General features: G+C 67.9%; 25 protein-coding genes. 9 read left to right on the top strand and 16 right to left on the bottom strand.

Annotation, left to right across the window (positions count from 1 at the left end):
• The 3 genes from ACWCPQ_RS00670 to ACWCPQ_RS00660 form a co-directional block, all read right to left on the bottom strand.
• A complete protein-coding gene (locus ACWCPQ_RS00670; RefSeq protein ID WP_033246130.1) occupies positions 1-228 on the bottom strand; it encodes a 4Fe-4S dicluster domain-containing protein in 228 nt (75 codons plus the stop codon).
• The gene (locus ACWCPQ_RS00665) at positions 229-1011 is read right to left on the bottom strand and encodes a GntR family transcriptional regulator (RefSeq protein WP_449893201.1); all 783 of its coding nucleotides are present in this window, start codon (positions 1009-1011) and stop codon (positions 229-231) included.
• 228 nt (positions 1012-1239) lie between these two features.
• A complete protein-coding gene (locus ACWCPQ_RS00660) occupies positions 1240-2079 on the bottom strand; it encodes an SDR family NAD(P)-dependent oxidoreductase (RefSeq protein WP_449893198.1) in 840 nt (279 codons plus the stop codon).
• A 109-nt stretch (positions 2080-2188) separates the two neighbouring features.
• Here ACWCPQ_RS00660 and ACWCPQ_RS00655 point away from each other — a divergent pair, with 109 nt between their 5' ends.
• On the top strand, positions 2189-2764 hold the full coding sequence (locus ACWCPQ_RS00655) for a TetR/AcrR family transcriptional regulator (RefSeq protein WP_449893196.1): 576 nt from the start codon (positions 2189-2191) through the stop codon (positions 2762-2764).
• 162 nt (positions 2765-2926) lie between these two features.
• Positions 2927-3793, top strand: coding sequence for an LLM class F420-dependent oxidoreductase (locus ACWCPQ_RS00650; RefSeq protein ID WP_449894356.1), 867 nt, complete (start codon positions 2927-2929; stop codon positions 3791-3793).
• Positions 3794-4381: 588 nt separating this feature from the next.
• Here the strand turns inward: ACWCPQ_RS00650 and ACWCPQ_RS00645 are convergent.
• The 5 genes from ACWCPQ_RS00645 to ACWCPQ_RS00625 all read right to left on the bottom strand — a co-directional run bounded on the left by ACWCPQ_RS00645 (position 4382) and on the right by ACWCPQ_RS00625 (position 8762).
• Positions 4382-5446, bottom strand: coding sequence for a prenyltransferase (locus tag ACWCPQ_RS00645; protein WP_449893194.1), 1065 nt, complete (start codon positions 5444-5446; stop codon positions 4382-4384).
• Positions 5433-6164 carry a methyltransferase domain-containing protein gene (locus ACWCPQ_RS00640; RefSeq protein ID WP_449893192.1) on the bottom strand — a complete coding sequence of 244 codons (732 nt, stop codon included), beginning with the start codon at positions 6162-6164 and terminating at the stop codon, positions 5433-5435. The genes ACWCPQ_RS00645 and ACWCPQ_RS00640 overlap by 14 nt, the downstream gene beginning before the upstream one ends.
• Entirely contained in the window at positions 6158-7417 is a 1260-nt protein-coding gene (locus tag ACWCPQ_RS00635; protein WP_449893190.1) for a glycosyltransferase family 4 protein, read from the bottom strand. The genes ACWCPQ_RS00640 and ACWCPQ_RS00635 overlap by 7 nt, the downstream gene beginning before the upstream one ends.
• Positions 7417-8292 (bottom strand): LLM class F420-dependent oxidoreductase, encoded by an 876-nt coding sequence (locus tag ACWCPQ_RS00630; protein ID WP_449893188.1) that lies wholly within the window; start codon positions 8290-8292, stop codon positions 7417-7419. Before ACWCPQ_RS00630 ends, ACWCPQ_RS00635 begins: the two co-directional genes overlap by 1 nt.
• A gap of 68 nt (positions 8293-8360) precedes the next feature.
• The gene (locus ACWCPQ_RS00625; protein ID WP_449893185.1) at positions 8361-8762 is read right to left on the bottom strand and encodes a carboxymuconolactone decarboxylase family protein; all 402 of its coding nucleotides are present in this window, start codon (positions 8760-8762) and stop codon (positions 8361-8363) included.
• A 377-nt stretch (positions 8763-9139) separates the two neighbouring features.
• Between ACWCPQ_RS00625 and ACWCPQ_RS00620 the strand changes: the two genes are divergently transcribed.
• The 4 genes from ACWCPQ_RS00620 to ACWCPQ_RS00605 are packed head-to-tail and all read left to right on the top strand — an operon-like array spanning position 9140 to position 12839.
• Positions 9140-9346 carry a ferredoxin gene (locus tag ACWCPQ_RS00620; protein ID WP_449893183.1) on the top strand — a complete coding sequence of 69 codons (207 nt, stop codon included), beginning with the start codon at positions 9140-9142 and terminating at the stop codon, positions 9344-9346.
• Positions 9347-9385: 39 nt separating this feature from the next.
• Positions 9386-9937, top strand: coding sequence for a nuclear transport factor 2 family protein (locus ACWCPQ_RS00615; protein WP_449893181.1), 552 nt, complete (start codon positions 9386-9388; stop codon positions 9935-9937).
• Positions 9938-9942: 5 nt separating this feature from the next.
• Positions 9943-11193 (top strand): hypothetical protein, encoded by a 1251-nt coding sequence (locus ACWCPQ_RS00610; protein WP_449893179.1) that lies wholly within the window; start codon positions 9943-9945, stop codon positions 11191-11193.
• A 44-nt stretch (positions 11194-11237) separates the two neighbouring features.
• Positions 11238-12839: an acyl-CoA synthetase gene (locus ACWCPQ_RS00605; RefSeq protein ID WP_449893177.1), complete on the top strand. Its 1602-nt coding sequence runs from the start codon at positions 11238-11240 to the stop codon at positions 12837-12839.
• Positions 12840-12882: 43 nt separating this feature from the next.
• Here ACWCPQ_RS00605 and ACWCPQ_RS00600 read toward each other — a convergent pair whose 3' ends face one another.
• On the bottom strand, positions 12883-13497 hold the full coding sequence (locus ACWCPQ_RS00600; RefSeq protein ID WP_449893175.1) for a TetR/AcrR family transcriptional regulator: 615 nt from the start codon (positions 13495-13497) through the stop codon (positions 12883-12885).
• 112 nt (positions 13498-13609) lie between these two features.
• Between ACWCPQ_RS00600 and ACWCPQ_RS00595 the strand changes: the two genes are divergently transcribed.
• Positions 13610-14533, top strand: a complete 924-nt coding sequence (locus ACWCPQ_RS00595) for an aldo/keto reductase (RefSeq protein WP_449893173.1) — start codon at positions 13610-13612, stop codon at positions 14531-14533.
• Between the two features lie 98 nt (positions 14534-14631).
• Here the strand turns inward: ACWCPQ_RS00595 and ACWCPQ_RS00590 are convergent, their stop codons facing one another.
• Positions 14632-15297: a class I SAM-dependent methyltransferase gene (locus ACWCPQ_RS00590; protein WP_449893171.1), complete on the bottom strand. Its 666-nt coding sequence runs from the start codon at positions 15295-15297 to the stop codon at positions 14632-14634.
• Between the two features lie 116 nt (positions 15298-15413).
• Between ACWCPQ_RS00590 and ACWCPQ_RS00585 the strand changes: the two genes are divergently transcribed.
• Positions 15414-15992 (top strand): TetR/AcrR family transcriptional regulator, encoded by a 579-nt coding sequence (locus tag ACWCPQ_RS00585; RefSeq protein ID WP_449893169.1) that lies wholly within the window; start codon positions 15414-15416, stop codon positions 15990-15992.
• Between the two features lie 28 nt (positions 15993-16020).
• Here ACWCPQ_RS00585 and ACWCPQ_RS00580 read toward each other — a convergent pair whose 3' ends face one another.
• From ACWCPQ_RS00580 to ACWCPQ_RS00555, 6 genes are all read right to left on the bottom strand, one after another.
• Entirely contained in the window at positions 16021-16593 is a 573-nt protein-coding gene (locus tag ACWCPQ_RS00580; RefSeq protein ID WP_449893167.1) for a TetR/AcrR family transcriptional regulator, read from the bottom strand.
• A gap of 158 nt (positions 16594-16751) precedes the next feature.
• Positions 16752-17993, bottom strand: coding sequence for a cysteine--1-D-myo-inosityl 2-amino-2-deoxy-alpha-D-glucopyranoside ligase (mshC, locus tag ACWCPQ_RS00575; protein ID WP_449893165.1), 1242 nt, complete (start codon positions 17991-17993; stop codon positions 16752-16754).
• 164 nt (positions 17994-18157) lie between these two features.
• Positions 18158-18964, bottom strand: a complete 807-nt coding sequence (locus ACWCPQ_RS00570; RefSeq protein WP_449893163.1) for an SCO1664 family protein — start codon at positions 18962-18964, stop codon at positions 18158-18160.
• Entirely contained in the window at positions 18961-19545 is a 585-nt protein-coding gene (locus tag ACWCPQ_RS00565; protein ID WP_449893161.1) for a DUF3090 domain-containing protein, read from the bottom strand. The genes ACWCPQ_RS00570 and ACWCPQ_RS00565 overlap by 4 nt, the downstream gene beginning before the upstream one ends.
• Before the next feature lie 123 nt (positions 19546-19668).
• Positions 19669-20370, bottom strand: coding sequence for a histidine phosphatase family protein (locus tag ACWCPQ_RS00560; protein ID WP_449893159.1), 702 nt, complete (start codon positions 20368-20370; stop codon positions 19669-19671).
• Positions 20371-20473: 103 nt separating this feature from the next.
• Positions 20474-21409, bottom strand: a complete 936-nt coding sequence (locus ACWCPQ_RS00555; protein WP_449894353.1) for an undecaprenyl-diphosphate phosphatase — start codon at positions 21407-21409, stop codon at positions 20474-20476.
• Positions 21410-21774: 365 nt separating this feature from the next.
• Between ACWCPQ_RS00555 and ACWCPQ_RS00550 the strand changes: the two genes are divergently transcribed.
• A complete protein-coding gene (locus tag ACWCPQ_RS00550) occupies positions 21775-22749 on the top strand; it encodes an aldo/keto reductase (RefSeq protein ID WP_449893157.1) in 975 nt (324 codons plus the stop codon).
• The last annotated feature ends 32 nt before the right edge of the window (positions 22750-22781 follow it).

Raw genomic sequence — 22781 nt, 5'->3', positions numbered from 1 at the left:
CTACCTCAGGAGATACGGCATGTTGACAGTGACGGCGCCGGTGGGACAGCGGGCGGCGCAGGGGCCGCAGTACCAGCATTCGTCGACGTGCATGAAGGCTTTCCCGTTGTCCGGGTTGATGGCCAGGGAATCGAGCGGGCAGATCTCGACGCACAGCGTGCAGCCTTCGATACACAGGGATTCGTCGATGGTCACGGGGATATCGGTGCGCTGGTTCGCCAATGCCATCTAGAGAACCTTCCATTCGGGGATGCCGCGGGAGAGGCTGCCGCGCAGGGTGATCCGATCACCACGCATCCGGATGTATTCCAGGTCGACAGGGGTCCCGTCGTCGAGCCGGGTGAGCCGTTCGAGCATGAGCAGCGGCGCCCCGGCGGGGACGTCGAGGGTGGCGGCGGTGTGCCGGTCGGCGGGGATCGCCTCCACGGTGAGGTCGGCCGAACCCAGGGATCGTCCGCTGAGCTGTTCGAGGAGGACGAACACGTCGGTGTGCGCGAGGTCGTGACCGAGGATCTGTGCGCCGATCTCGCGAGTGAGATAGGTGAGGTCGAGACTCAGCGGCTGTTCACCGAGGAACCGCAGTCGTTCCAGGTAGACGACCTGTTCGCCCGGTGCGACTTCCAGGCGGCGTGCCACCGAGGGTGGTGCCGTGATGAGCTGACCGGCCCGTATCGCGTTGCGGACCGTGCCGCGTCCCTCCAGGGTTTCCTGCAGACCCAGCAGCGCGTCGAGCCCGTGGTCGAATTTGCGGGCGGTCACCCGGGTCCCGACCCGGGGTGCGCGGTCGATGAGTCCTTCGTCGCGCAGCAGCGCCAGCGCGTCACGGATGGTGTTGCGGGAGGTGTCGTGCTCGGCAGCCAGCCGTTGTTCGCTGGGCAGAGTGTCACCCAGGGTGCCGGCGTGGATCTGGTGGCGGAGGATATCGGCAATGCGCCGGGCCTGGTCGGCCCGTAACCGGCGGACCCCGGCCGTACCGCCCGCCCGCTCGGTGTTCGTATCGCTGACCTGCATGAACGCTGACGATAGTGGTGTTTCGCGGCGGTTGGGGCCCGCGCGCGAACGGTGCTTCGGCGGTGCGGCGGAATTCGCCGGGCGCCGATGGGCGCGACCAGCGCGAATCCCGGTCGATCTCGCCATTACGCCACCCGCGTGCGGGCTGCCGGGGTTGGGATCAGACCGATTCGAATGATCGACCGGCCGACCCGGTGACCGTATCGGCCCGGTGACCCCGCGCGGAGTTCACAGCGCGATACGCCCGGCCAGCAGTTTCTCGGTCAGTGCCGTGAGCCGGTCGGCGCGGGCGGGGTCGAAATTCGCGCCGCGCAGCGGTATCTCCTTCGTCCGGCGGAAAGCGGTGATCGGTTCGGAAGGCGGGTTGTCCAGCAGCGCGAGCAGTGGTTCCACCGCCCGCTCGACCGGTCGCGCGAAGACGGCGGCCAGCGCTTTGGTGACTGCCCGGGCCACGGGTGGCAACGGGTCGGCCATGGCGGTACGCACGAACATCGGGTTGAACAGCAGGTAGCGGGTGCGGGCCCGTGGGTGGCAGCGCGGATGGGCCACACCGAGCAGATCGTTGCAGCGGGAGGCCTGCACGGCCGCTCGGATGCCGGTGTAGCCGGCCCCGAGCGTCGGGTCGTCCCAGTGGATCGCGCCGGGCAGGCCGCCGCTGCCGCAGATATTGAGGATCACCGGGGTGGCCGCCTGTTCTAGTGCCGGGATCGATGTGCGCCCCAGGACGTAACGGCTGAGATAGGACAGCGCGAAGGTGTATTCGAATCCGTCCGGGGTGATCTCCCGGTGGGGCCGGAACCGCTGAGTGGCGAGGACCAGCCCGTCGAGCGTGCCGGTGTGCGCCGTGATCTCGGTCGCCGCGGCGCGCATACCGGCCAGGGTGCTCAGATCGGCGCAGACGAAATATGCCCGCCCGGTCGCACCGAGTCCGTCGGCCGCGGCCAGGAACGCCTCGCCCTTCACGGCGCCGCTCGCGACCGCGATGACCCGGTCGCCGCGGTCGAGCAACCGCAGGCCGAGTCCTCGGCCGATACCGTCGGTGCCACCGGTGATCACATAGCTGCGCATGGGGAACATCTCCTCGGAAAGTACGGAAAAGTGTGGTCACCGGCCGGTGCGACCGAGGTTAGAGAGCACGCACGGATAAAGTCAACGATCGATGACTTATGCTGACCGGATGGCACAGCCCCACCGCCGCGACCGCGCCACCACCCGCGCCGGACTGCTCGCCGCTGCCCGGACCCGCTTCGCCCGGCACGGCTACGACGGCACCGGCGTCCGCGATATCGCCGGCGATATCGGCGTCGACCCTGCCCTGGTGTTCCGCTACTTCGGATCGAAGAAAGCGCTCTACGCCGAAGCCATGCGACCACCGGTGCCCGAAGGACTCACCCGTGGCGCGCAGCGACCGGTCCCCCATATCGCCGACGCCATGCTGCGGGAGGTCGTGTTCGGGCAGTGGCCCGAATTCGGTGGCGAGCATCCGCTCGTCGCGATGCTGCGCTCGTCGGGTCATCCGGGTGTCCGGGACGAACTGCGGGACGGAATCTGCGGCGGCTATCTCGGCGACCTCGCGGACCAGATCGACGGGCCGGACGCGCAACTACGTGCCGAGATGGTGGGTGCGCTGTTGATCGGGCTGGGGGTCCTGCGCGATGTCGTCGAAGCTCCCGCCGTGTCCGGGGCATCGTTCGAACAGGTGCGCGGGCTCGTAGCGGATATGGTCCGTGCCGTCACCGGCCCCCCGGGATGAATATCACCGCCCGGCAGCCGCGGACCGGGGATCCGGGCGACGGGACGGTATCGGGCCGGACACATCCTGTGGGCACTGCCGCCGGGTCTTGACCTGGAGTGCTCTCCAGGTCGTAGCGTGTCCTCGACGGAGAATCCACCACGGCAAGGGGAGACGAATCCGATGGAACTCGGGTTGCACATACCGATCTTCGAGGTCGACGGCGGGACCGGCGCCATCGCCGGAGAACTGGCACAGGTGGGCGCGGCGGCCGAGAACGCCGGGGCGACCTGGCTGTCGTTCATGGACCATTTCTTCCAGATCGAGCCCACCGGGCTGCCCGCCGAGGCGAACATGCTGGAGGGCTACACCAGCCTCGGGTACATGGCGGCGCACACCACCACCATCGAGCTCGGCCTGCTGGTGACCGGTGTGACCTACCGGCATCCCGGCCTGCTCGCCAAGATCGTCACCACCCTCGATGTGCTGTCCGGCGGCCGCGCCGCACTCGGTATCGGCGCCGCCTGGTTCGAACGTGAACACCACGGCCTGGGGGTCCCGTATCCGCCGGTCGGTGAACGATTCGACCGGCTGGAGGAAACGCTGCGAATCTGCGCGCAGATGTGGGATCCGAAGAACAACGGGCCGTTCGAGGGTAAGCACTACCAGCTGGCGGAGACCCTGTGCTCGCCGCAGCCGCTACACCGGCCGACCGTGCTCATCGGTGGCGGCGGCGAGAAGCGGACCCTGAAACTGGTCGCGCGCTACGGGGACGCCTGCAACCTGTTCGCGTCGAGCACCGAGGAAGTGGCGCACAAACTCGATGTGCTGCGCCGCCATTGCGACGATCTGGGCACCGACTACGACCGCATCCGCAAAACCGTCCTCGCGGGCAGCCCCGACCCGACCGCGCACGACGATTTCGTGCGGCAGATGGCCGGCTACGCCGAAATCGGTGTGCACTCCGCGATCGTGATGCCGCCCGGCGGTTCCCCTGCCGGCTGGATCGATACGCTCGGCCCGGTCGTACCGCGGCTCGCCGAACTCTGAGGCCACCGCACCGTCCCCGGGGTACCCGATCACCGGCAGAGGGATCGAGCAGCCCCGGGACGCGGTGTCCAGCCCCTTCGCGGAACCACCGAAGCACGAGGGCGGCGGTTCGACGCCCTTCTCGAAGACCAACCCCTGCGGAACATGGAACGGCGGTGTGGGCGCGGATCCCTTGGAAGGGTTCGGATCGGCGTTCCAGTTCGCCTGCATCCAATCGTTGCCGGCGGTGTTCAGAATATTCGCGAAATCGGCACGGGCATTCGACAGCGAGGCACAGGTTGAGCAGATCCATCGCGTTTTCGTCATAGACCCCCGCCCATGCCTGCACCTTGTCGTAACTACCGGCCATATGACCGGTATCGTTCAGGCCTTTCCACAGCTCCGAGAACGCGGTGAGGAGTTCACTGTTGACCTTCGCGCACTTCGTGGCGGCGTCGTAGTAGGTCTGTGGATCGACTGTGATGCCCATTCAGGAATCAGTGACGCAGGCCCGCCGGGCGCCCCGGCCCGAGCTACGGACACAGCGATCCGGCCGGGGCGGATGCAGGTTCATCCCCGTCGGGACGGCACGCCCTATCGGACGGTCGGCTACCCGCTGCTGACCGGCACGGGTATGGGCTTGGCCGGACCGGCGTCGGAGGCGAGGTCACGGAAGATCCCGTTACCCGCGGTGGTGCGCGACAGGGCGTCGGCGGCCAGGACGACCGCGGCGCCGGTCCAGGTGGTGCGTTCGACCGGCCAGCGTTTCCCGTCGGCGTATACGAGTCCAGTCCAGTAGGAGCCGTCGGACTCGCGCAGATGCTGGATATCGGCGAACAACCGCTGTGCCCGCTCGCGGTCGCCCAGGGTGTCCAGGGCCATGACCAGTTCGCAGGTTTCGGCGCCGGTGACCCAGGGGCGGTCGGAGACGCATCGGATACCGATATTGCCGACGACGAAGGTGTCCCAGCGCTCGGCGATGCGGGCGTGCCCGGCACGACCACGGAGGGCACCGCCGAGGACCGGGTAGTACCAGTCCATCGAGTAGCGGTCCTTCGCGGTGAACACCTCGGGGGTCTCGCGCAGCGCGGTGCCGAGGCGGCCGCGCGCGAGTTCCCATTCCGGATGCGGGTCGCCGAACTGCCGTGCGAGTTCCAGTGCGGCGCCGATACTGTGGTACATGCTGGCCGAACCGGTCACCAGCGCTTCGGGCAGGACATCGGTGCCGTCCCGTAACCAGTAGATCTGGCCATGTTCGCCTTGACAGTCGAGGACGAGGTCGATCGCCGCACGCACCACCGGCCACATATCGGAGGCGAACGAAGTGTCCCCGGTGACCGCGAGATAGTGCCGGATCCCGGTGGCGATATAGGCGCAGAAATTGACGTCGGTGGCGGCGTCCTCGATCTCACCGTCCCGGAACTGCATGGGCCATGAACCGTCCGGGCGTTGGGTGCGGGCCGACCAGGTGTAGGCGGCGACTGCTTCGTCCCGCAGCCCGGCCACGGTGAGTGCCATGGCGGATTCGATGTGATCCCACGGATCGGTGTGGCCGCCGGAGAACCACGGGATGGCGCCCGAGGACTCCTGTTGGGCGGCGATCGACTGTGCGGTCTGCAGGCATTGGCGGCGGGTGAGCACCGAGGGTACCGACGGCAGATCAACCGACGGCACGGGTCACCGCCGGTTTACTGAAGTAGAGGGCCACGCTCTTCCCGACCAGCGGGTCGAGCAGTTTCTCGGCGGTCCTGGTGAGCACCGGCTGTTTCATCATGTCCCACACCAGCATCCGGTGGTAGGCGCGCACCAGTGGATGTTCGGTCTTGTGCACGCCGACCGCGCATTTGATCCACCAGTACGGCGAATGCAGGGCATGGACGTGGGTGCGGTGGGTGTGCCGCAACCCGAGCGCGGTGATCTTGTCCCGCAACTCGTCGGCTCGGTAGATACGGATATGCCCACCCTCGTTGGCGTGGTACTCGTCCGACAGCGCCCAGCAGACCCGTTCGGGTAGCCAGCGCGGCACGGTCACCACCAGTTGCCCGCCCGGGCGCAGTACCCGTACGAGTTCGGCGATGGCGGCCTCGTCGGCGGGCACGTGCTCCAGGATCTCCGAGGCGATCACGACATCGAACTCACCCGCGCCGTAGGGCAGGTCGAGGGCGTCCCCGTGCACGGCTTCGGCTTTCGCCCCGGCGGGCGCTTCACCGACCTGGGCCATGGCCTCGAACATGGTGGCGACTCCGGCGAGTTCGGGAGCGTCCTGGTCGAAGGCGACGACGTCGGCGCCACGCCGGTAGGCCTCGAAAGAATGGCGGCCGGCGCCGCAGCCCACATCGATGACCCGGGTACCCGGACCGATTCCGGCGCGGTCGAAGTCGACGGTCAGCACGAGGCGCCTCCTGTGATGAGTTCTGCGCCGGTGTGCCGGGCGATGGCCCGCTCGTACACCTGCACGGTCTGTGCGGCCACCGATTCCCAGCTGAACACCGAGACGGCGCGTTCCCGGCTGGCGGTCTGCATGCGTTGCCGGGTCTGCGGGGAATCCAGCAGCTGCCCGATCACCCGGGCCAGTTCGGCGGAATCGCCGGGTGTGGTGAGTTCGGCGCAGACACCCGGTTCGCCCACGACCTCGGGGAGCGCACCGGTACGGCTGACCACCAGCGGAGTACCCGACGCCATGGCCTCCACGGCCGGTAGCGAGAACCCCTCGTACAGCGACGGGATACAGGCGATCTCCGCCGACGCCAGCAGTTCGGCGAGTTCGGTGTCGGTGAGTCCGGCGCGGACGGTGACGATATCGGAGAGCCCGAGTTCGGCGATCTGCTTCTCGGTGGGCCCGTTGGACTCCAGTTTCGCCACCAGCTGCAGTTCCACTTTGTGGGTGATCCGCAGCCGGGTCAGCGCCTGCAACAGGTGGGTGATGCCCTTGAGGGGTTTGTCGGCGCTGGCGACGGCGACGATCCGGCCCGGGACCCGGGGGCCGCGCGGCGCGAACAATTCGGTGTCCACGCCGAGGGGCACCACGTTGAGTTGTCCGGGGTCGACACCGAAATCGTCGGCGATATCGGTCGCCGACGACGAGGAGACGGTCAGCAGGTCCGGGATCCGGCGGGCGATCCGTTCCTGCATACCCAGGAAGCCGTACCAGCGGCGGACCAGGGGTTTGCGCCGCCAGATCGCGGCCGCCAGATCCACCTCGCGGTCTTTGGTGATCGGATGGTGCACGGTCGCGACCAGCGGCAGCCGTTTCGCGATATCGAGCAGCCCGCTGCCCAGGCACTGGTTGTCGTGCACCACGTCGAAATCGTCGGCCCGTGCGCGCAAGAGCCGAGCGGCGCGCATGCTGAAGGTCCGCGGTTCCGGGAACCCCGCCGTCCACATGGTGGCCAGTTCCAGCAGATCGATCCGGTCCCGGATCTCACGGGGGTGCGGGGTGCGGAACGGATCCTCGTCACGATAGAGGTCCAGGCTGGGCACCTCGGTCAGGGTTACGCGCGGGTCCAGGTCGGCGGGGTAGGGCTGACCGGAGAACACCTCCACGTCGTGGCCGAGTTCGGCCAGTCCGGCGCTGAGGCGGCGCACGTAGACCCCCTGCCCACCGCAATGAGGCTTGCTGCGGTAGGACAACAGGGCTATCCGCACTAGCTGGCCTCGCCCGTCTCGGTGATCGAATTCATGCTCCGCAGTTTGCCAGCCAGCCGTTCGAGATAGGCACGCACCTCCGGTTCGCCCTTGTCGGGCAGGCCGTACAGGACGTCGGTGACACCGTCGGCGGCCCAGGCCGCCAGGCGGTCGGCGTCGGGTTTGAAATCGAGTGCCACCACTCGCGGCGCGCCCTCGCGACCGGCGTCGGCCCAGGCTTTCTTCAGCGTCGCCAGGCTGCCGGAGATATCGCTCTCGCCCGGGGTGGTGATCCAGCCGTCGGCGTGTTTCGCGATCCAGGAACAGGTGCGTTCGGTACCGGCCGCCCCGATGAGCACGGGAACCGTACGGTCGACCGGTTTGGGCCATGCCCAGCTGGGACCGAACTTCACGAAGTCGCCGTCGTAGGAGGCCTCGTCCTCACTCCACAGGGCCCGCATGGCCTCCAGATATTCGCGCAGGGCTGTGCGCCGTTTCTTGCCGGGGATGCCGTGGTCGGCCAGCTCGTCGGTGTTCCAGCCGAAGCCCGCGCCGAGGGTGACGCGCCCGCCGGAGAGATGGTCGAGGGAGGCGATGGTCTTGGCGAGAGTTATGGGATCGTGTTCGACCGGCAGCGCGACCGCGGTGGCCAGTTCGATCCGTTCGGTGACCGCGGCGGCACCGGCCAGCGCGACCCACGGGTCGAGAGTGCGCATATAGCGGTCGTCGGGCAGCGAGGAGTCGCCGGTCTGCGGGTGCGCGGCTTCGCGTTTCACCGGGATATGAGTGTGTTCGGGGACGTAGAACGAGGAGAATCCGTTGTCCTCGGCGGCGCGGGCCGCGGCGGCGGGGGGGATCCCGCGGTCACTGGTGAACAGAACGATGCCGAAGCGCATACGTGTGCCTTGTCTGTGGTGGGTCCGGCGGGCCGCGGCCGCGTCCGGTGGGGTGGGTATCGCGGTCGTCAGCGACCGTTGCTGCCGGCTTTCTTCGCCTTCTTGGCGTGCTGGTCGATCTGGGCGCCGATCACATGGTCCAGCGAGGTTCCGGCCGGCCAGCCCACATAGTGGCAAAGGAACAGCGAGATCTCCCGCAGCTGGGTCTCGTCGAGTTCCTCGTTCTGGAGGGCGGCGCCGATCTGGATTCCGGCAACGTCGAACAGGCCCTGGGCGGTGAGCGCCCCGAGGAGCAGCAGCCGACGGTCCCGCAGAGTGAGGCCGGGACGGGACCAGATATCGGCGAACAGGTGGTCGGCGGTGACGGCGAAATGGTCGCCGGGGCCGTCTTTGAATTCCCATCCGTAGACTTCCGCCATCTTGGCCAGCCCGCGTTCACGCACGGTGGACTCGGGGGTGGGATCGCTCATGGCTGCTCCTTCTCCGCCGGATCGGTCCGCCGGAAGTGTCTGGACAGGTGTACGGAATATAATTCGGACGCTCTCCGCAAAGCAAGAACATGTTCTCGTTCACCCCGTGGCAAACCGGCGCGAACGCATGTCGCACGACATTCGTGAACCACCTCGACCCCGGCGCCGATTCTGGGAAAATTGCTGAATCGTTGTCGGGCACACCTGTCGATGGTAGCGTCCAGACACATGTCCAGCTATGTGTCTTCCCGATGGGCCGCTCGCTCGTCACACCGGAGGAACTCGTTCTCGGACCGGGCAGGTTCCACCCCGGGAGTGCCGCGCCCGGCCGCCCCCGGAAACCGTCCCCCACACTCCACGCCGAGGGAGCACACACCATGAAGATCGTGGCCGATCTGGACCTGTGCCAGGGACACGCCGTCTGCGCCGCGGAAGCACCCGATGTCTTCTCCGTACCCAAGCGGGGGCAAGTGGAGATCCTCGACCCGAGCCCGGGCCCGGAACTGAAGGCCGATGTCGAGAACGCCGTCCGCTACTGCCCCACTCAGGCCCTCCTGGTCGTCGCAGACGACACGACCGACTGATCCAGCCCCGACAGGTTCTTTTCGAAAGGGAACAATTCGATGACAGGTTTCGATCGCGCCGAACTCGACGAGATGGTGCGCCGCTGGGTGGCGGAGAACGAACGATGCGAGAAGCTCGGCGACTGGAAGCCGCTCGCCGAGATGTACACCGCCGATGCCACCTACGGCTGGAACTACGGCCCCACCGACGAGTTCATGGCCGTGGGCCGTGACGAGATCCGCGACCTCGCCCTCGGCCAGGAGATGGAAGGCCTGGAGGGCTGGCAGTACCCGTACCAGCAGTTCGTCATCGACGAACGCAGCGGCGACGTGATCGGTTTCTGGAAGCAGGTCTACGACACCACACCCCGGGCCGACGGCAGCAAGTACACGGTGAACGGCATCGGTGGCAGCTGGTTCCGCTACGGCGGCGAATACCAGTGGTCGTGGCAGCGCGACTTCTTCGACTTCGGCAATGTCTCGGCGCTGTTCCTGGAGATGATGACCGATAAGGCGATGTCGGACGGGATGAACGCGCGTATCGCCAAGGCCACCTCCGGCCGCTTGCCCGGGTGGTACCGGATCGGCACTTCGCCGGCCTCTCTGTGGTGACTCCGATGACCGTACCCACCAGCCGATTCCACGACCTGAGCCGTGCACAGCTGGCCGCGCTCGTGCCGGAGCTGCTGTTGTGCGGGCAGCTGATCGACCGATCCGGGATGGCGCACTGCATCTCCGCGTTCGGCCGCGAAGGCATGGCCGAGGTGGCGATCGAGGAATGGCAGCTGTCCAGCCCGATCTACACCCGCCGGATGCAGCAGGCCCTCGGGTACACCGGCGACGATGTGGTCACCATCTTCAAGGGGCTGCAACTCGATATCGGTGCGCCGCCGCAGTTCATGGATTTCCGGTTCCGCGTCGAGGACGCCCACCACGGCGAGTTCTGGCTCGACCACTGCGGTGCGCTGGTCGACGTGGAACCGATGGGTCCGGACTATGTGACCGCCATGTGCCACGACATCGAAGACCCCACCTTCGATGCCACCGCACTGGCCACCAACAAATACGCCCAGGTCCGTCCCATCCACCGGCCGCCGCGCCGGCCGGCCGACCGGCATCCCATGTGCGCGTGGACGGTGATCATCGACGAATCGCACACACCACCCGAGGTGCCACGCAATACGCCGCTGGTCGCCGGATCGGTCGCCGCGCGGTTACCGCTGGCCGATATCGATTCCGGTGATGCCGGCATGGCGGATTACAGCGGGCCGCTGCTCAGCGATCTGCGGTTCGCCGACTTCTCGCATTCGGCGCTGGTCCGGATCGCCGAGGAGGTGTGCCTCCAGCACCATCTGCTCGTACTCGGATTCATGATCGCGGTGCACGAGCGCACCGACGACGACTCGGCACTGGAGATCGGGCGTAAACAGTTCACCGGGATCGCCGGAGTGGCGTCGGAACGGATCCGCGCCTGCCTCGGCCTGGGCACCGATCTGGATGCGCTCGCCCAGGTGCTGCGCGTTCATCCGGCGCTGAATCCGCAGCATTACACCGATGTCGAAGTCGAGCCCGGCATCGATGTACTGCGGATCCGGTTCCCCGCCACCAGCGGCGCGCTCACCGACCGCGGCTGGCTGTCGATGATCGACCCGGATCATCTCGGCCCGCTGGATTCCCTGGTCCGCGGGGTCGACCCGCACTTGCGCAGCCGGGTCGTCGACGACGGCCCGGCGGGTTGGACCGCCGAGATCTCGCGGGCGGGCGAACCGTTCGACGAAGCGCCGGAGGTCGCCATCACGCGCTTCAGCACAGGTGTCGATTTCCGGTTCACCGATCGTGGTATCCCGCTGCCCCTGACCGTTCTCTGATCCTTCCCGGCACATCGGTGTGCCCGGCTCACCGCAGGACTGATATGGCCAATAATTTCGCCGACCTGTTCGAACACTCGGTCGACGCCATGCCCGACCGGATCGCGCTGATCGAGGAGGGTCGGCGGGTCACCTACCGCGAATTGGAGGAAGGCGCCAACCGCCTCGCCCACCATCTCGCGGCCCAGGGGGTCACTCGCGGCACCCATATCGGGTTCCAGATGCACAACAGCATCGATACGATGCAGACGCTGATCGCCTGCTTCAAACTGGCCGCCGTACCGGTCAATATCAATTTCCGGTACGGCCCCGACGAACTCGCCTACCTCTATGACAATGCCGACCTCGAATACCTCGTCTACCACGCGTGTTACGGGGACGCGGTACGTGCGGCCGCGCAGCGTTCGCCGCGGCTGAAATATCTGCTGTGCGCGGCGGACGACCGCATCCCGGCCGATTCCGGCGTGGACTGCTTCGCCGCGGTCACCGCGGCGGCCCCCGCGACCAGGCCCGACGTATCGCGCACCGCCGACGATCTGTTCGTCATGTACACCGGTGGCACCACCGGTATGCCCAAAGGTGTGCTGTGGCGCCAGGAGGATATGTGGCGGGTGCTCGGTGGCGGGATCGACTTCTACAACAACGAACCGGTCACCGACGAATACCAGCAGTCCCGCACCGGCGCCGCGGGCGAACCCTCCACCTGGATGATCCTGCCGCCGCTGATGCACCTGGCGGCGATGATGCCGACCTTCATCGCCTTGTGGTCCGGCAACTGCGTGATCTTCGTGCCCCGGTTCGATCCCGCGCACGTCTGGCGCACGATCGCCGCCGAACGGCCCGGGGTCCTGGTGGTCACCGGCGATGCGATGGCCCGGCCGTTGATCGACTCCTACCGCAGCGATCCGGTGGACGCGACCGGGTTGTTCATGATCGCCTCGGGTGCCGCGCTGCTCACTCAGCCGACCAAGAACGCGCTGCTGGATCTGATGCCGAATCTGTTCGTCTCCGATTCCATCGGTTCCTCCGAGACCGGTTTCGGCGGAATCGGTTTCGCGCAACGCGACGACGACCCGGCCCGTAAACCGCGCGTATCGATCGGGCGCGGCGCGGTGGTGGTCGACGACGACGGGCATCCGGTGGCGGTCGGCGCCGAGGGGTGGCTGGCCAAGACCGGGGCGGTGCCGCTCGGCTACTACAAGGACCCGGAACGCACCGAGAAACTGTTCAAGGTGGTGGACGGGCAACGGATCGTGGTCACCGACGATCGGGCCCGCCTGGAGGACGACGGGACCATAAGCCTCATCGGCCGCGGCAATATGGTGATCAACACCGGCGGCGAGAAGGTCTTCGCCGAAGAAGTGGAGGGGGTGGTGAAATCGCACGCCGCCGTCTACGACGCCACTGTGATCGGGGTGGAGCACGAACGCTGGGGTCAGCAGGTCGCGGTGGTCGTGAGCCTCACCGGCGACGGGCTGGACCCGGCCGATCTGCGTGCGCACGTCCGTAACCATCTGGCCGGGTACAAGGTGCCGCGTGCGGTGTGGATCACCGATACGATCGTCCGCTCGCCCAGCGGTAAACCGGATTACACCTGGGCCAGGAAGTACGCCGCGCAGCGGGCTCCCGACCACAGCGCGGACTGATCAGCGGCGTCGGCGCGGGCCGTGCGGCCCGCGCCGTGCGCTGTCACGGGTTCGCCTCGGGCACAGCCGGGCGGAGTGCGTCGACGACGAGATCGAGCAGCCGTCCGGTACGCCCCGGGGTGTCGTCGGCGGCGGTACCGAGGAAGATGCCGAGCAGCAGGGCCGTGACATCGCCGGGGTCGGTATCGGCGCGCAGTGATCCCGCCTGCGCTCCGGCGGCGAGGAGAGTGCCGATGGTCGCGGTGATTCGTTCCCGGGTGGCCGGGGTGGTGATACTCCCGGTGGACCCGCCCGCACGCAGGACGCCGACGAGCCCGCGTTTGGTGGCGACGAAACGCGCATAGCGGTCCATCCACGCCCGTAGCGCGATATCGGGGGCATGGTCGGCGAGGAGCGCGGCGGGACTGCCGGTGACCTCGTCGAGTTCGGCGGCGTATACCGCTTCCACCAGTGCCTCGCGGGTGGGGAAATGCCGGTAGAGCGTGCCGATACCGACTCCGGCCGCGCGGGCGACGGTTTCCAGTGGGACAGCGGTGTCGGCGCCGGTGAAGGCCGTGCGGGCGGCGTCGAGGAGTTTCTCGCGGTTGCGGCGGGCGTCGGCGCGGGCCGTGCGTGCGGGCGGGTCGCCGGATTCGGGTGACGGTTCGGGCACGGTCAAAACGGAGGCTCCTCCGGTACGCTACAGTGGGAAATAACGGAGGATCCTCCGTTTACCGTCATCGTCTCACGAAAGCGGTCCCACGATGTCCCCCGGCTCTTCCCTGGACCCCATGACGCCTCCCGATCGACCCGGCGGGCCCGGTACGCTGGCCGGCCGGACCATCTCCCGCGTCGGCTATGGGGCCATGCAGCTCGAACGCCTGCGCGGTGATCGCGTGGCCGCGGTCGCGCTGCTGCGCCGGGCGGTCGAACTGGGCGTCGACCATATCGACACCGCCCAGTTCTACGGCAACGGATTCGTCAACGATGTGATCCGCGAGGCGATCCACCCCGCGGACGATGTCCTCGTCGTCAGCAAGGTCGGTGCCACGCCCGATCCGGGTGGCCCGTTTCCCATGCGCTTGGCGCAGCGGCCCGCGGAACTCCGGGCCGCTGTCGAGGAGAATCTCGCCGCCCTGGGCCTCGACCGGATACCACTGGTCAATCTGCGGCGTGCCGCACACGGGCCGGGCCTGATCGCCGAGGGCGACCAGGTGGTCGACATCGAGGATCAGCTGGCCGAGATGATCGCGCTCCGCGCGGAGGGCAAGATCGGCGCGATCGGGCTCAGCAGTATCGGAATCGACGAACTGCGCCGAGGCCTGCCCGCGGGCGTGGCCTGCGTGCAGAACTCCTACAGCCTGGTCTCCCGCCAGGACGAGGACATGCTGCGACTCTGCCTCGACGAAGACATCGCCTGGGTCCCGTATTTTCCGCTGGGCGGCTCGTTCCCGGGAATGCCGAAGGTGACCGACGAACCCGCGGTCCACACCGCCGCCGCAACGCTCGGCCGCACGGCTTCACAGGTCGGCCTGGCCTGGCTGCTGCACCACGCACCGAATGTGCTGCTGATCCCGGGCACCGCCGACGCCGGGCATCTGGCGGAGAACGTCGCGGCGGGCGCGATCACGTTCGACGACTCCACGCGCGCCGCACTGGATGCCGTTCCCGGCCGGACAGGCGATATCGCATTGGACGAGCTCGCGGAGTCGTAGTCGTAGTCGCCGTCCCGCGCGGCGCGCGCCGTCGCCCGGGACCACGTCCGATGGTCGCGGGCGAATCCGAACTGCCGACCGGGCTCCCGACGTGCAGGTCAGAGTTCCGGGCTGGGTGCGATCCGCTCGAGAATGCGCAGTGAGCCGGTCACCGATACTTCACGGAATTCGCCGCTGTCGATCGCACGGCGGTAGATGCCGTAGGGGGCCCGGCCGCCGTCGGCGGGATCGGGGAAGACATCGTGGATGGCGAGCCCGCCGCCGGGCACCACCCATTTGACCCAGCCGCGATAGTCGCGGTCGGCGGCCTCTTCGGTGTGGCCGCCGTCGATGAACAGGAAGTCGATCGGGGTCCGCCAAGCGGCGGCGACCCGCGTGGAGGTGCCGACCACCGCGAGAACGGTATCGGAGAGTCCCGCGGTATCGATGGTGTGCCGGAATCGGGGCAGGGTGTCGAACAGGCCGGTGACCGGGTCGACCAATGAGGTGTCGTGGTACTCCCACCCGGGCTGGTGTTCCTCCGAGCCGTGATGGTGGTCGACGGTGAAGACCACTCCGCCTTGCGCGCGGGCCGCGGCACCGAGCAGAACAGCCGATTTACCGCAGTAGGTGCCGATTTCGGTGACGACCCCGCCGTGGCAGTACTTCACGGCGGCGGCATGCAATGCGCGCCCCTCGTCCTCCGGCATGAATCCGGTGGCCCGGCGGGCATGGTCGAACAGCTGCTCGTCGGTCAACGGCTGAGTGGGCACTGACAGGGGCATCGAGCATCCTTCTGAGCAGATTCATACGGTCCGCGGAGGTATCGCAACATTACTTCATGGGCTGTGTGCTGCGGGAAAGTTGATCCGGCACCTGACCGACACTACTATCTAGACACATGTCCGAAGGTGATTCCAGAATTCTCGAGGCCACCCGGCGGCGCTTGAGCGGCAAGCAGGCCGACACCGTGGACAAACTCACCAGAGCAGCGATGGAAGTACTGTCCCGTGAAGGCTTCGCCGGACTCACCATCCGCATGGTCGCCACCGCGGCCGGTGTGGGCACCGCGACCGCCTACACGTACTTCTCTTCCAAGGAACACCTGGTCGCTGAGATCTTCTGGCGACGCATCCGATCCTCGCAGACCCCGGTCAGCGAGGACGCCGACCCCACCGTGCGAGTGGTCGCCGAACTGCGCGGTATCGCGCTGCTGGTAGCCGACGAACAAGAACTGTCCGGCGCGGTGACCAGCGCCCTGCTCGGCCGCGACCCCGATGTCGAACATCTGCGCACCCGGATCGGGATGGAGATCCGCCAGCGCATCACCCGCGCCCTGGAACCCGAAGCCGACCCCGAGACCGTGGAATCGCTGGAACTGCTGTACGCGGGAGCCCTGGTACGGGCAGGAATGGGTTACGAATCGTATGCCGATATCGCCGACCGGCTCGAACGAGCGGCGCTGCTCGTCCTGAAATAACCTCGCGCGGGCCGGAAACCGCAGGCTCTCATGGCAGCTGGTCGGTGACGGTCGCGCGGCGCACATGGGAATAGACCAGCCGCGCGTACTCGCCGAGAAGCTCCTCCAGGCATACCTGCTGACCGGCGGCGACCATCTGCTGGTAGCCGATGAGCAGGGCCATACCGAGTTCGGTGTCCACCGCGGCGATCCGCTCGTCGCCGACAATGGCCATGACGGTCTTGCGCACGGTGCGGCGCCGGGATTCGTCGACCCGCTTGACCGCCACCCCGACCGCTTCGTCGTTGGCGGCCCACGCCCGGATCGCGGCCTCGGCCCGATGATGCAGGCCCAATGTCAGGTTCGACAATGCCCGGATCGCCTCGTCCGGGGTGGACGGATCGAAATTGAGCGTGCGCAGGATGAGTACCTGTCTGTTCTCCCAATGGTCCAGCAGCGCATCCACATACGACTGCCAGCTGCCGAAATGGTGATAGAACGATCCGCTGGTCACCCCGAGCCGCCGGCACAGCACCCCGATGTTCAGATGCCGGAAACCGAGCTCGGACAGAACCTCCAGGCCGGTGTCGAAGTAATTGTCCTTACTGACGATACGAGACATACGGCGCCGATCTCTTCGGTGAACGGGTGGGGATTTCGAGGATCGAACAGTACCCCATGACACCACGTCCGGGCCGCGCCTGGTGAAAGGTCACCACAGACGCGCCGGAACCGCCGTCGGATCGACGGTCCCGCGCCGGAAGACCCGCCGGTCGCAGTTCAGCGCAGCCGGACACCCAGCAGCGCGTCCACGGCGACGGCGATATCGGCGCCCGCACCGGGGTCGGCGCCCCCGTAGGCGAGAGTGTCGCGCGCCCAAGCGTCGACGGCCGCCAGCGCGGCCGGCGTATCGAGGTCGTCGGCGAGATGCGTGCGCAACCGGGCGACGGTATCGGCGGCCGGTGGCGCGGCCGGTGCTGCCACAGCCTGCCGCCAGCGCTGCGCTCGTGCTTCGGCCTCGCTGAGCACACTGTCGGTCCACATCCGGTCGGTGCGGTAGTGGCCGGCGAACAGACCCAGCCGGATCACCCCCGGATCCACTCCCTGCGCCCGCAATTTCGACACCAGCACCAGATTGCCCTTGGACTTGGACATCTTCTCCCCGTCCAGCCCGATCATCCCGGTGTGCACATAGTGCCGGGCGAAGCGGCTGCCCGCGGCCAGCGCCTCACCGTGCGCCGCCGAGTATTCGTGGTGCGGGTAGATCAGATCGCTACCGCCGCCCTGGATATCGAATTCGGTGCCCAGCCGGTTCGCCGCGATCGCGGAGCATTCGATATGCCAGCCCGGCCGTCCCGGACCGAACGGCGACGGCCACGACGGTTCCCCGGCCCGCTCCGCCCGCCACAGCAGGGCATCGAGCGGATCCCGCTTCCCCGGCCGGTCGGGGTCACCGCCGCGTTCGGCGAACAGCCGTTCCATCGTGGCCCGGTCGTAGCCGGATTCGTATCCGAACTGCTCGGTGGCGTCGGTACGGAAATAGATATCGGGGTACTGCTCGTCCTCGACGGTGTACGCGGCACCGGAAGCCAGCAATTTCCCGACCAGTTCGACGACCTCGTCCACGGATTCGATCGCGCCCACGTACTCACGCGGCGGCAGTACCCGCAGCGCCGCCATATCCTCGCGGAACAACTCGATCTCGCCGGTGCCCAGATCCCGCCAGTCCACCCCGTCCCGGTTCGCCCGCTCGAACAGCGGATCGTCGACATCGGTGACGTTCTGCACGTAATGCACGTCATGCCCGGCATCGCGCAACACCCGGTTGACCAGATCGAAGGTCAGGTAGGTGGCGGCGTGACCGAGATGGGTCGCGTCGTACGGGGTGATCCCGCATACGTACATGGTGGCCGTCTTGCCGGGGGTCACCGGCCGGATACAGGAATCGGCCGTGTCGTGCAACCGCAACGGTGGCCCTGTTCCGGGGACCGCGGGAATCGGGGTATCGGACCAGGACTGCATACCTTCGAGAGTAGAGGTCGCGACACGCCGTGCCCCGCCCACCCCGCCGGGCGATCCGCGACCACGATCATCCGGGAGTCGTGGACCTGCGCCGACGCGGTACCCGGGAGAAGGCAACCGTTGCCTTCAGACAGAGCGAATCCCGCGACGGACCCGGTCAGAGTTCAGAACGCCGGCCACGGAATCGGTCGCGAGGTCTCGGGGAACGGCAGTACCGGCTCATCCAGCAACCGCTTCGCGCGCCGCAGCAGAGCGTCGATCTCGGGGTCGGTGAGATGTTCGGCCAACCGGTCGGCGAGCGCACCGGGCAGCGTTTCGGCGAATGCGGCGATATCGGCGAGCAGGCCCGCGGGGATCGGCTCCCCGGCCCAGCCCCACAGCACCGTGCGCAGTTTGTTCTGCTGGTGCAGACAGATCCCGTGATCGACGCCGTAGACGTCGCCGTCCACCGATTCCAGGGCGTGCCCGCCCTTACGGTCGGCATTGTTCAACAGCACATCCAGAACCGCCATCCGCAGCAGCCGCGGATCGTCGGCGTGGACCAGCGCGACCTCGTCCCCGGCGCCGTCGTAGGCGCGCAGCACTTCCCGGAACCCGTCCGGCACCGCTTCCGGCGGGCACAGATCGACCAGGTCCAGCCGGACACTGCCCGGATCCCGGGGTTCTCGGGTGGTGATCCAGCGCTGCACCATGCCCGGACCATACGGTCCGTCCCGCAACACGGTTTCCGGGATCACCGTCCACTCCAGCGCGTCACTGATCAGATACGAAGCCACTTCACGCCCGGCCAGGGTCCCGTCCGGGAAATCCCACAGCGGCTGTTCACCGCGGATCGGCTTGTACACGACCCGCACGTCACCGCTGTCGGTGTTCAGATCGCAGACCAGCGTCACATTGCTGGCGACCCCCACCCGGCCCAGCACCGTCAGCTCACCCGCGCGCAGAGCGTCCACGGTGCCGGGCACGGTCATTCCTCCAGATCGCTCGCGCCGAACAGTTCACCGCGCTTGTACCCGTTCGTGCGCACACACATGTGCCCACGTGCCGACAGCGGCTCCCCGCACAGCGGGCACGGCGGCCGCCCGGCCGCGATCACCCGGGTGGAGCGCAGCGCGAACTCGCGCGCCTGATCGGGGGTGAGGAACACCCGCACCGCGTCCGGCCCCTCCTCGGTGTCGTCGAGCACCACCGATTCGTCGACCTCGGTTTCGGTGATCGCCAGCAGCTCCACCACCACCGCGCCCGCATCGGCGTCCCAGCCCAGCCCCATCGTGCCGACCCGGAACTCCGCATCGATCGGCGTCACCAACGGCGCGTTGTCGGCGACCTGATCGGCCTGTGGCGGTACCTCGGCACCGAATCGCCGCGCCACCTCGTCGAGCAGCAGTCCCATCCGGTCGGCGAGAACTTTCACCTGCTGCTTCTCCAGCAGCACACTCACCACCCGGGGTTCCTCCACCGCCTGCAGGTAGAACGCGCGATCGCCCGGCTCACCGACAGTTCCGGCGACGAAACGTTCGGGGGTGCGGAAAACATGGATTGCGCGTGACACATGCACCTCCTGATACGTGACCCTGTTCGGCTGCGGTGCTCCGCTGCGCCGTATCCCGGCGCGGACGCCGATTCACCCGATGCCGCCGATCCGAGCCGCGTCCGCCGGTATCGGGCATACCCATTATCCGTCTTTCCTTCCCGCGCCGATCTCCCCACCGGGCACCGGGCCCGATGTGCCGGATTCGGCCTTCGGCGCGGGCGCCAGACCGGACAGGTCCGCACCGGTGTCGTTCATCCGAGTGACGAACGGCGCGGTGCGGGTGTAGCGGACAACGCTCAGCGAGGCGGGTTCGACCATGATCCGCTGGAAGCCGTCGAGATGGATCCCGAGCGCGTCGGCGAGCACCGACTTGATCACATCACCATGGGTGCAGGCCACCCACAGCTGGTCCCCGTCGTGCAGTTCGGCCAAGGCCCGGTCGTGTTCCCGGATCGCCGATACCGCCCGCGCCTGCACCTGAGCCAATCCCTCGCCGCCGGGGAACACCGCGGCCGAGGCGTGCCGCTGCACCACCTGCCACAGCGGTTCCTGCAGCAGGTCGTGGATCTTGCGGCCGGTCCATTCGCCGTAGTCGACCTCGGCGAGACGGTCGTCGACCACCGGTTCCAGACCGAGTTCGGCGGCCAGCGGGGACACGGTGCGCTGGCAGCGCAGCAGTGGTGAGGTCACGATTCGCGAGATCGGTAACCCGGTCAGCCGGTCGGCGACGATCCGGGCCTGTTCGCCACCGCGGTCGGTGAGTTCCACACCGGAACTACGGCCGGCGAGTGTGCCGCTGGTATTGGACGTCGACACACCGTGTCGCAGCAGGATCACCGTCATGAAGCCAGCCTAATGGGCGTGCTCGGGCCCGGCCCGCGGTCGGGCCCGGCCCCAGTGGCGGCGAACCCGCGCCGGGCCATCGCGGGGCCCGCACCAGTTCCGGTCATGTGGCCGACACGACTCCGCCCGCGAGCAGGCCGATGATCACGAACCCCAGCACGATCCGGTAGGCGACGAACCAGTAGAACGAATGCTTCTCCACGAACCGCAGCAGCCACGCCACCGACGCATAACCCACGGCGAACGCCACCAACGTCGCCACCAGCAACTGCGCACCCGAGGCATTCAGGCCCTCACCCGCGGGCTCGAAAGCGTCCGGGAGACTGAACAGTCCGGACGCGGTGACCGCCGGGATCGCCAGCAGGAACGAGAACCGAACCGCCGCCTCGCGTTTCAAACCGAGGAACAGGCCCGCGCTGGACGTGGCACCCGACCGCGACACCCCGGGGATCAATGCCAGGCACTGCGCGAAACCCATCACCAGACCGTCCCGGGTGGTGAGTTGCTCCAGCGGGCGCTCTTTCCGGCCGAAATGTTCGGCCGCGGCGATCACCAGCGCGAACACGATCAGCATGATCGCGACCAGCCACAGATTACGAGCCCCGGTACGGATCTGGTCCTTGAACACGATCCCCAGCACACCGATCGGGATGGTGGCGATGATCACATACCAGCCCATCCGGTAATCGAGTTCGCGTTGCGCTTCCGCGTCCGGGTCGTACCCGGCCGGACCCGATCCGGTGACGACCGGCAGCTTGGTGGTGACCATTTCGCTGACGGGCACGTTCTCCCGGGACCGGGCGGTCAGCTTCTCGAACACGGTGGCACACCACACGCAGACGATGCGCCAGATGTCCTTGGCGAAGAAAAGCAGCACAGCGGCCTCGGTTCCGAGCTGGGTGACCGCGGTGAACGAGGCACCCGCGTCCTCACCGAAGAACACCGAGGACACGATCCGCAGATGCCCCGACGACGAAACCGGCAGGAACTCCGTCAGACCCTGCACCAATCCGAGCACCAACGCCTGCACCCAGGTCATCGACTCGCCAACCACACATCCTCCTGTACAACGCCGAAAACCCGCTCCGCCTCCGGTCTTACGGCATCCCGGCCGCATCCGGGCACGGCGACGACCGCAGCGACCCTACAGTGCCCACGCCCGGTCCCGCGCAGCGGCCGCTCGCCGGGGACACGCCGCGCGGACGGTTCGTCCCGGACCGCGCCCGCGCGGACACGCTCTAGGCTGGGCGCCGTGAGGAAACGTCGAACCGTGCCGTGTCTTCTGCACATGAGCGAGACCGGCCGATCGGTCAACACACCGATGCCGCGGCCGGAACGCACGCGACCGCATCGGACCACCACCTCCGGGCCCGATCCGCTCATCCCGGCCCCGGGGACCCGGTGATGGAACAGCGCACCGTCGGCCGCACCGGACTGCGGGTTTCCCGGATCGGTCTGGCCACCCACACCTGGGGCAGCCACACCGATCCCGATACCGCCGCCGCGCAACTGATCGCGTTCACCGAATCCGGCGGGACCCTCGTCGACACCTCCCCCGCCTATGCCGGCGGCGCCGCGCAGCGGATCCTCGCCGACCTCCTCGGCGATCTGGTGTCGCGCGACGAACTCGTTCTGTGCGCCGGCGCCGGCCTGGTACCACATCTGCCCTCGGTTCCCGTCGGCAGCGAGCCGCCGCCCCACGGGCAGGCCCGGATCACCGTCGACTGTTCGCGGCGCACCCTGCTGCGGCAGCTGGACCGCACCCTGCTGGAACTGGGCACCGACCATCTCGACCTGTGGCAGATCACCGCCTGGGACCCGGGTACCCCGCTCGACGAGATCGCCGCCACCCTCCAATACGCGGTCACCTCCGGCCGCACCCGATACGCGGGGGTCCGTGGATTCACCGCCTGGCAGCTCGCCAGCCTGGCCGCGGTCAGCCCGATCGCGGCCGTCCAGACCCCGTACTCGCTGCTCACACGCGGCGCCGAGGACGATACAGCGCCGGCCGCCGCACATCACGGGGCCGGACTGGTGGCCACCGCGCCACTGGCGGGTGGCATCCTCACCGGCAAATACCGCGACGGTGTCCCGGCCGATTCCCGCGCCGCGGACGAAGCCACCGCCGCCGAGATCCGCGGCCGTCTCGACGACGACCGGGCGACCGCGGTCGTCGACGCCCTCGTCACCGCCGCCGACGGCCTGGCCACGTCACCACTGGCTGTCGCGTTGGCATGGGTGCGGGACCGACCCGGCGTCGCGAGCATGCTCGTCGGGGCCCGCGACATGGGGCAGCTCACCGGGGTACTGGCCGCCGAGACGCTGGAGCTCCCGCGGGCGATCGCCGCCGCCCTCGACGATGTGAGCTCCACCCCGTAGACCGGGGGCGGGCGATCACCGCTCACACCCGC

Source organism: Nocardia sp. NPDC001965, from assembly GCF_053594175.1.
This window is presented reverse-complemented; position numbering and strand designations above follow the sequence as displayed.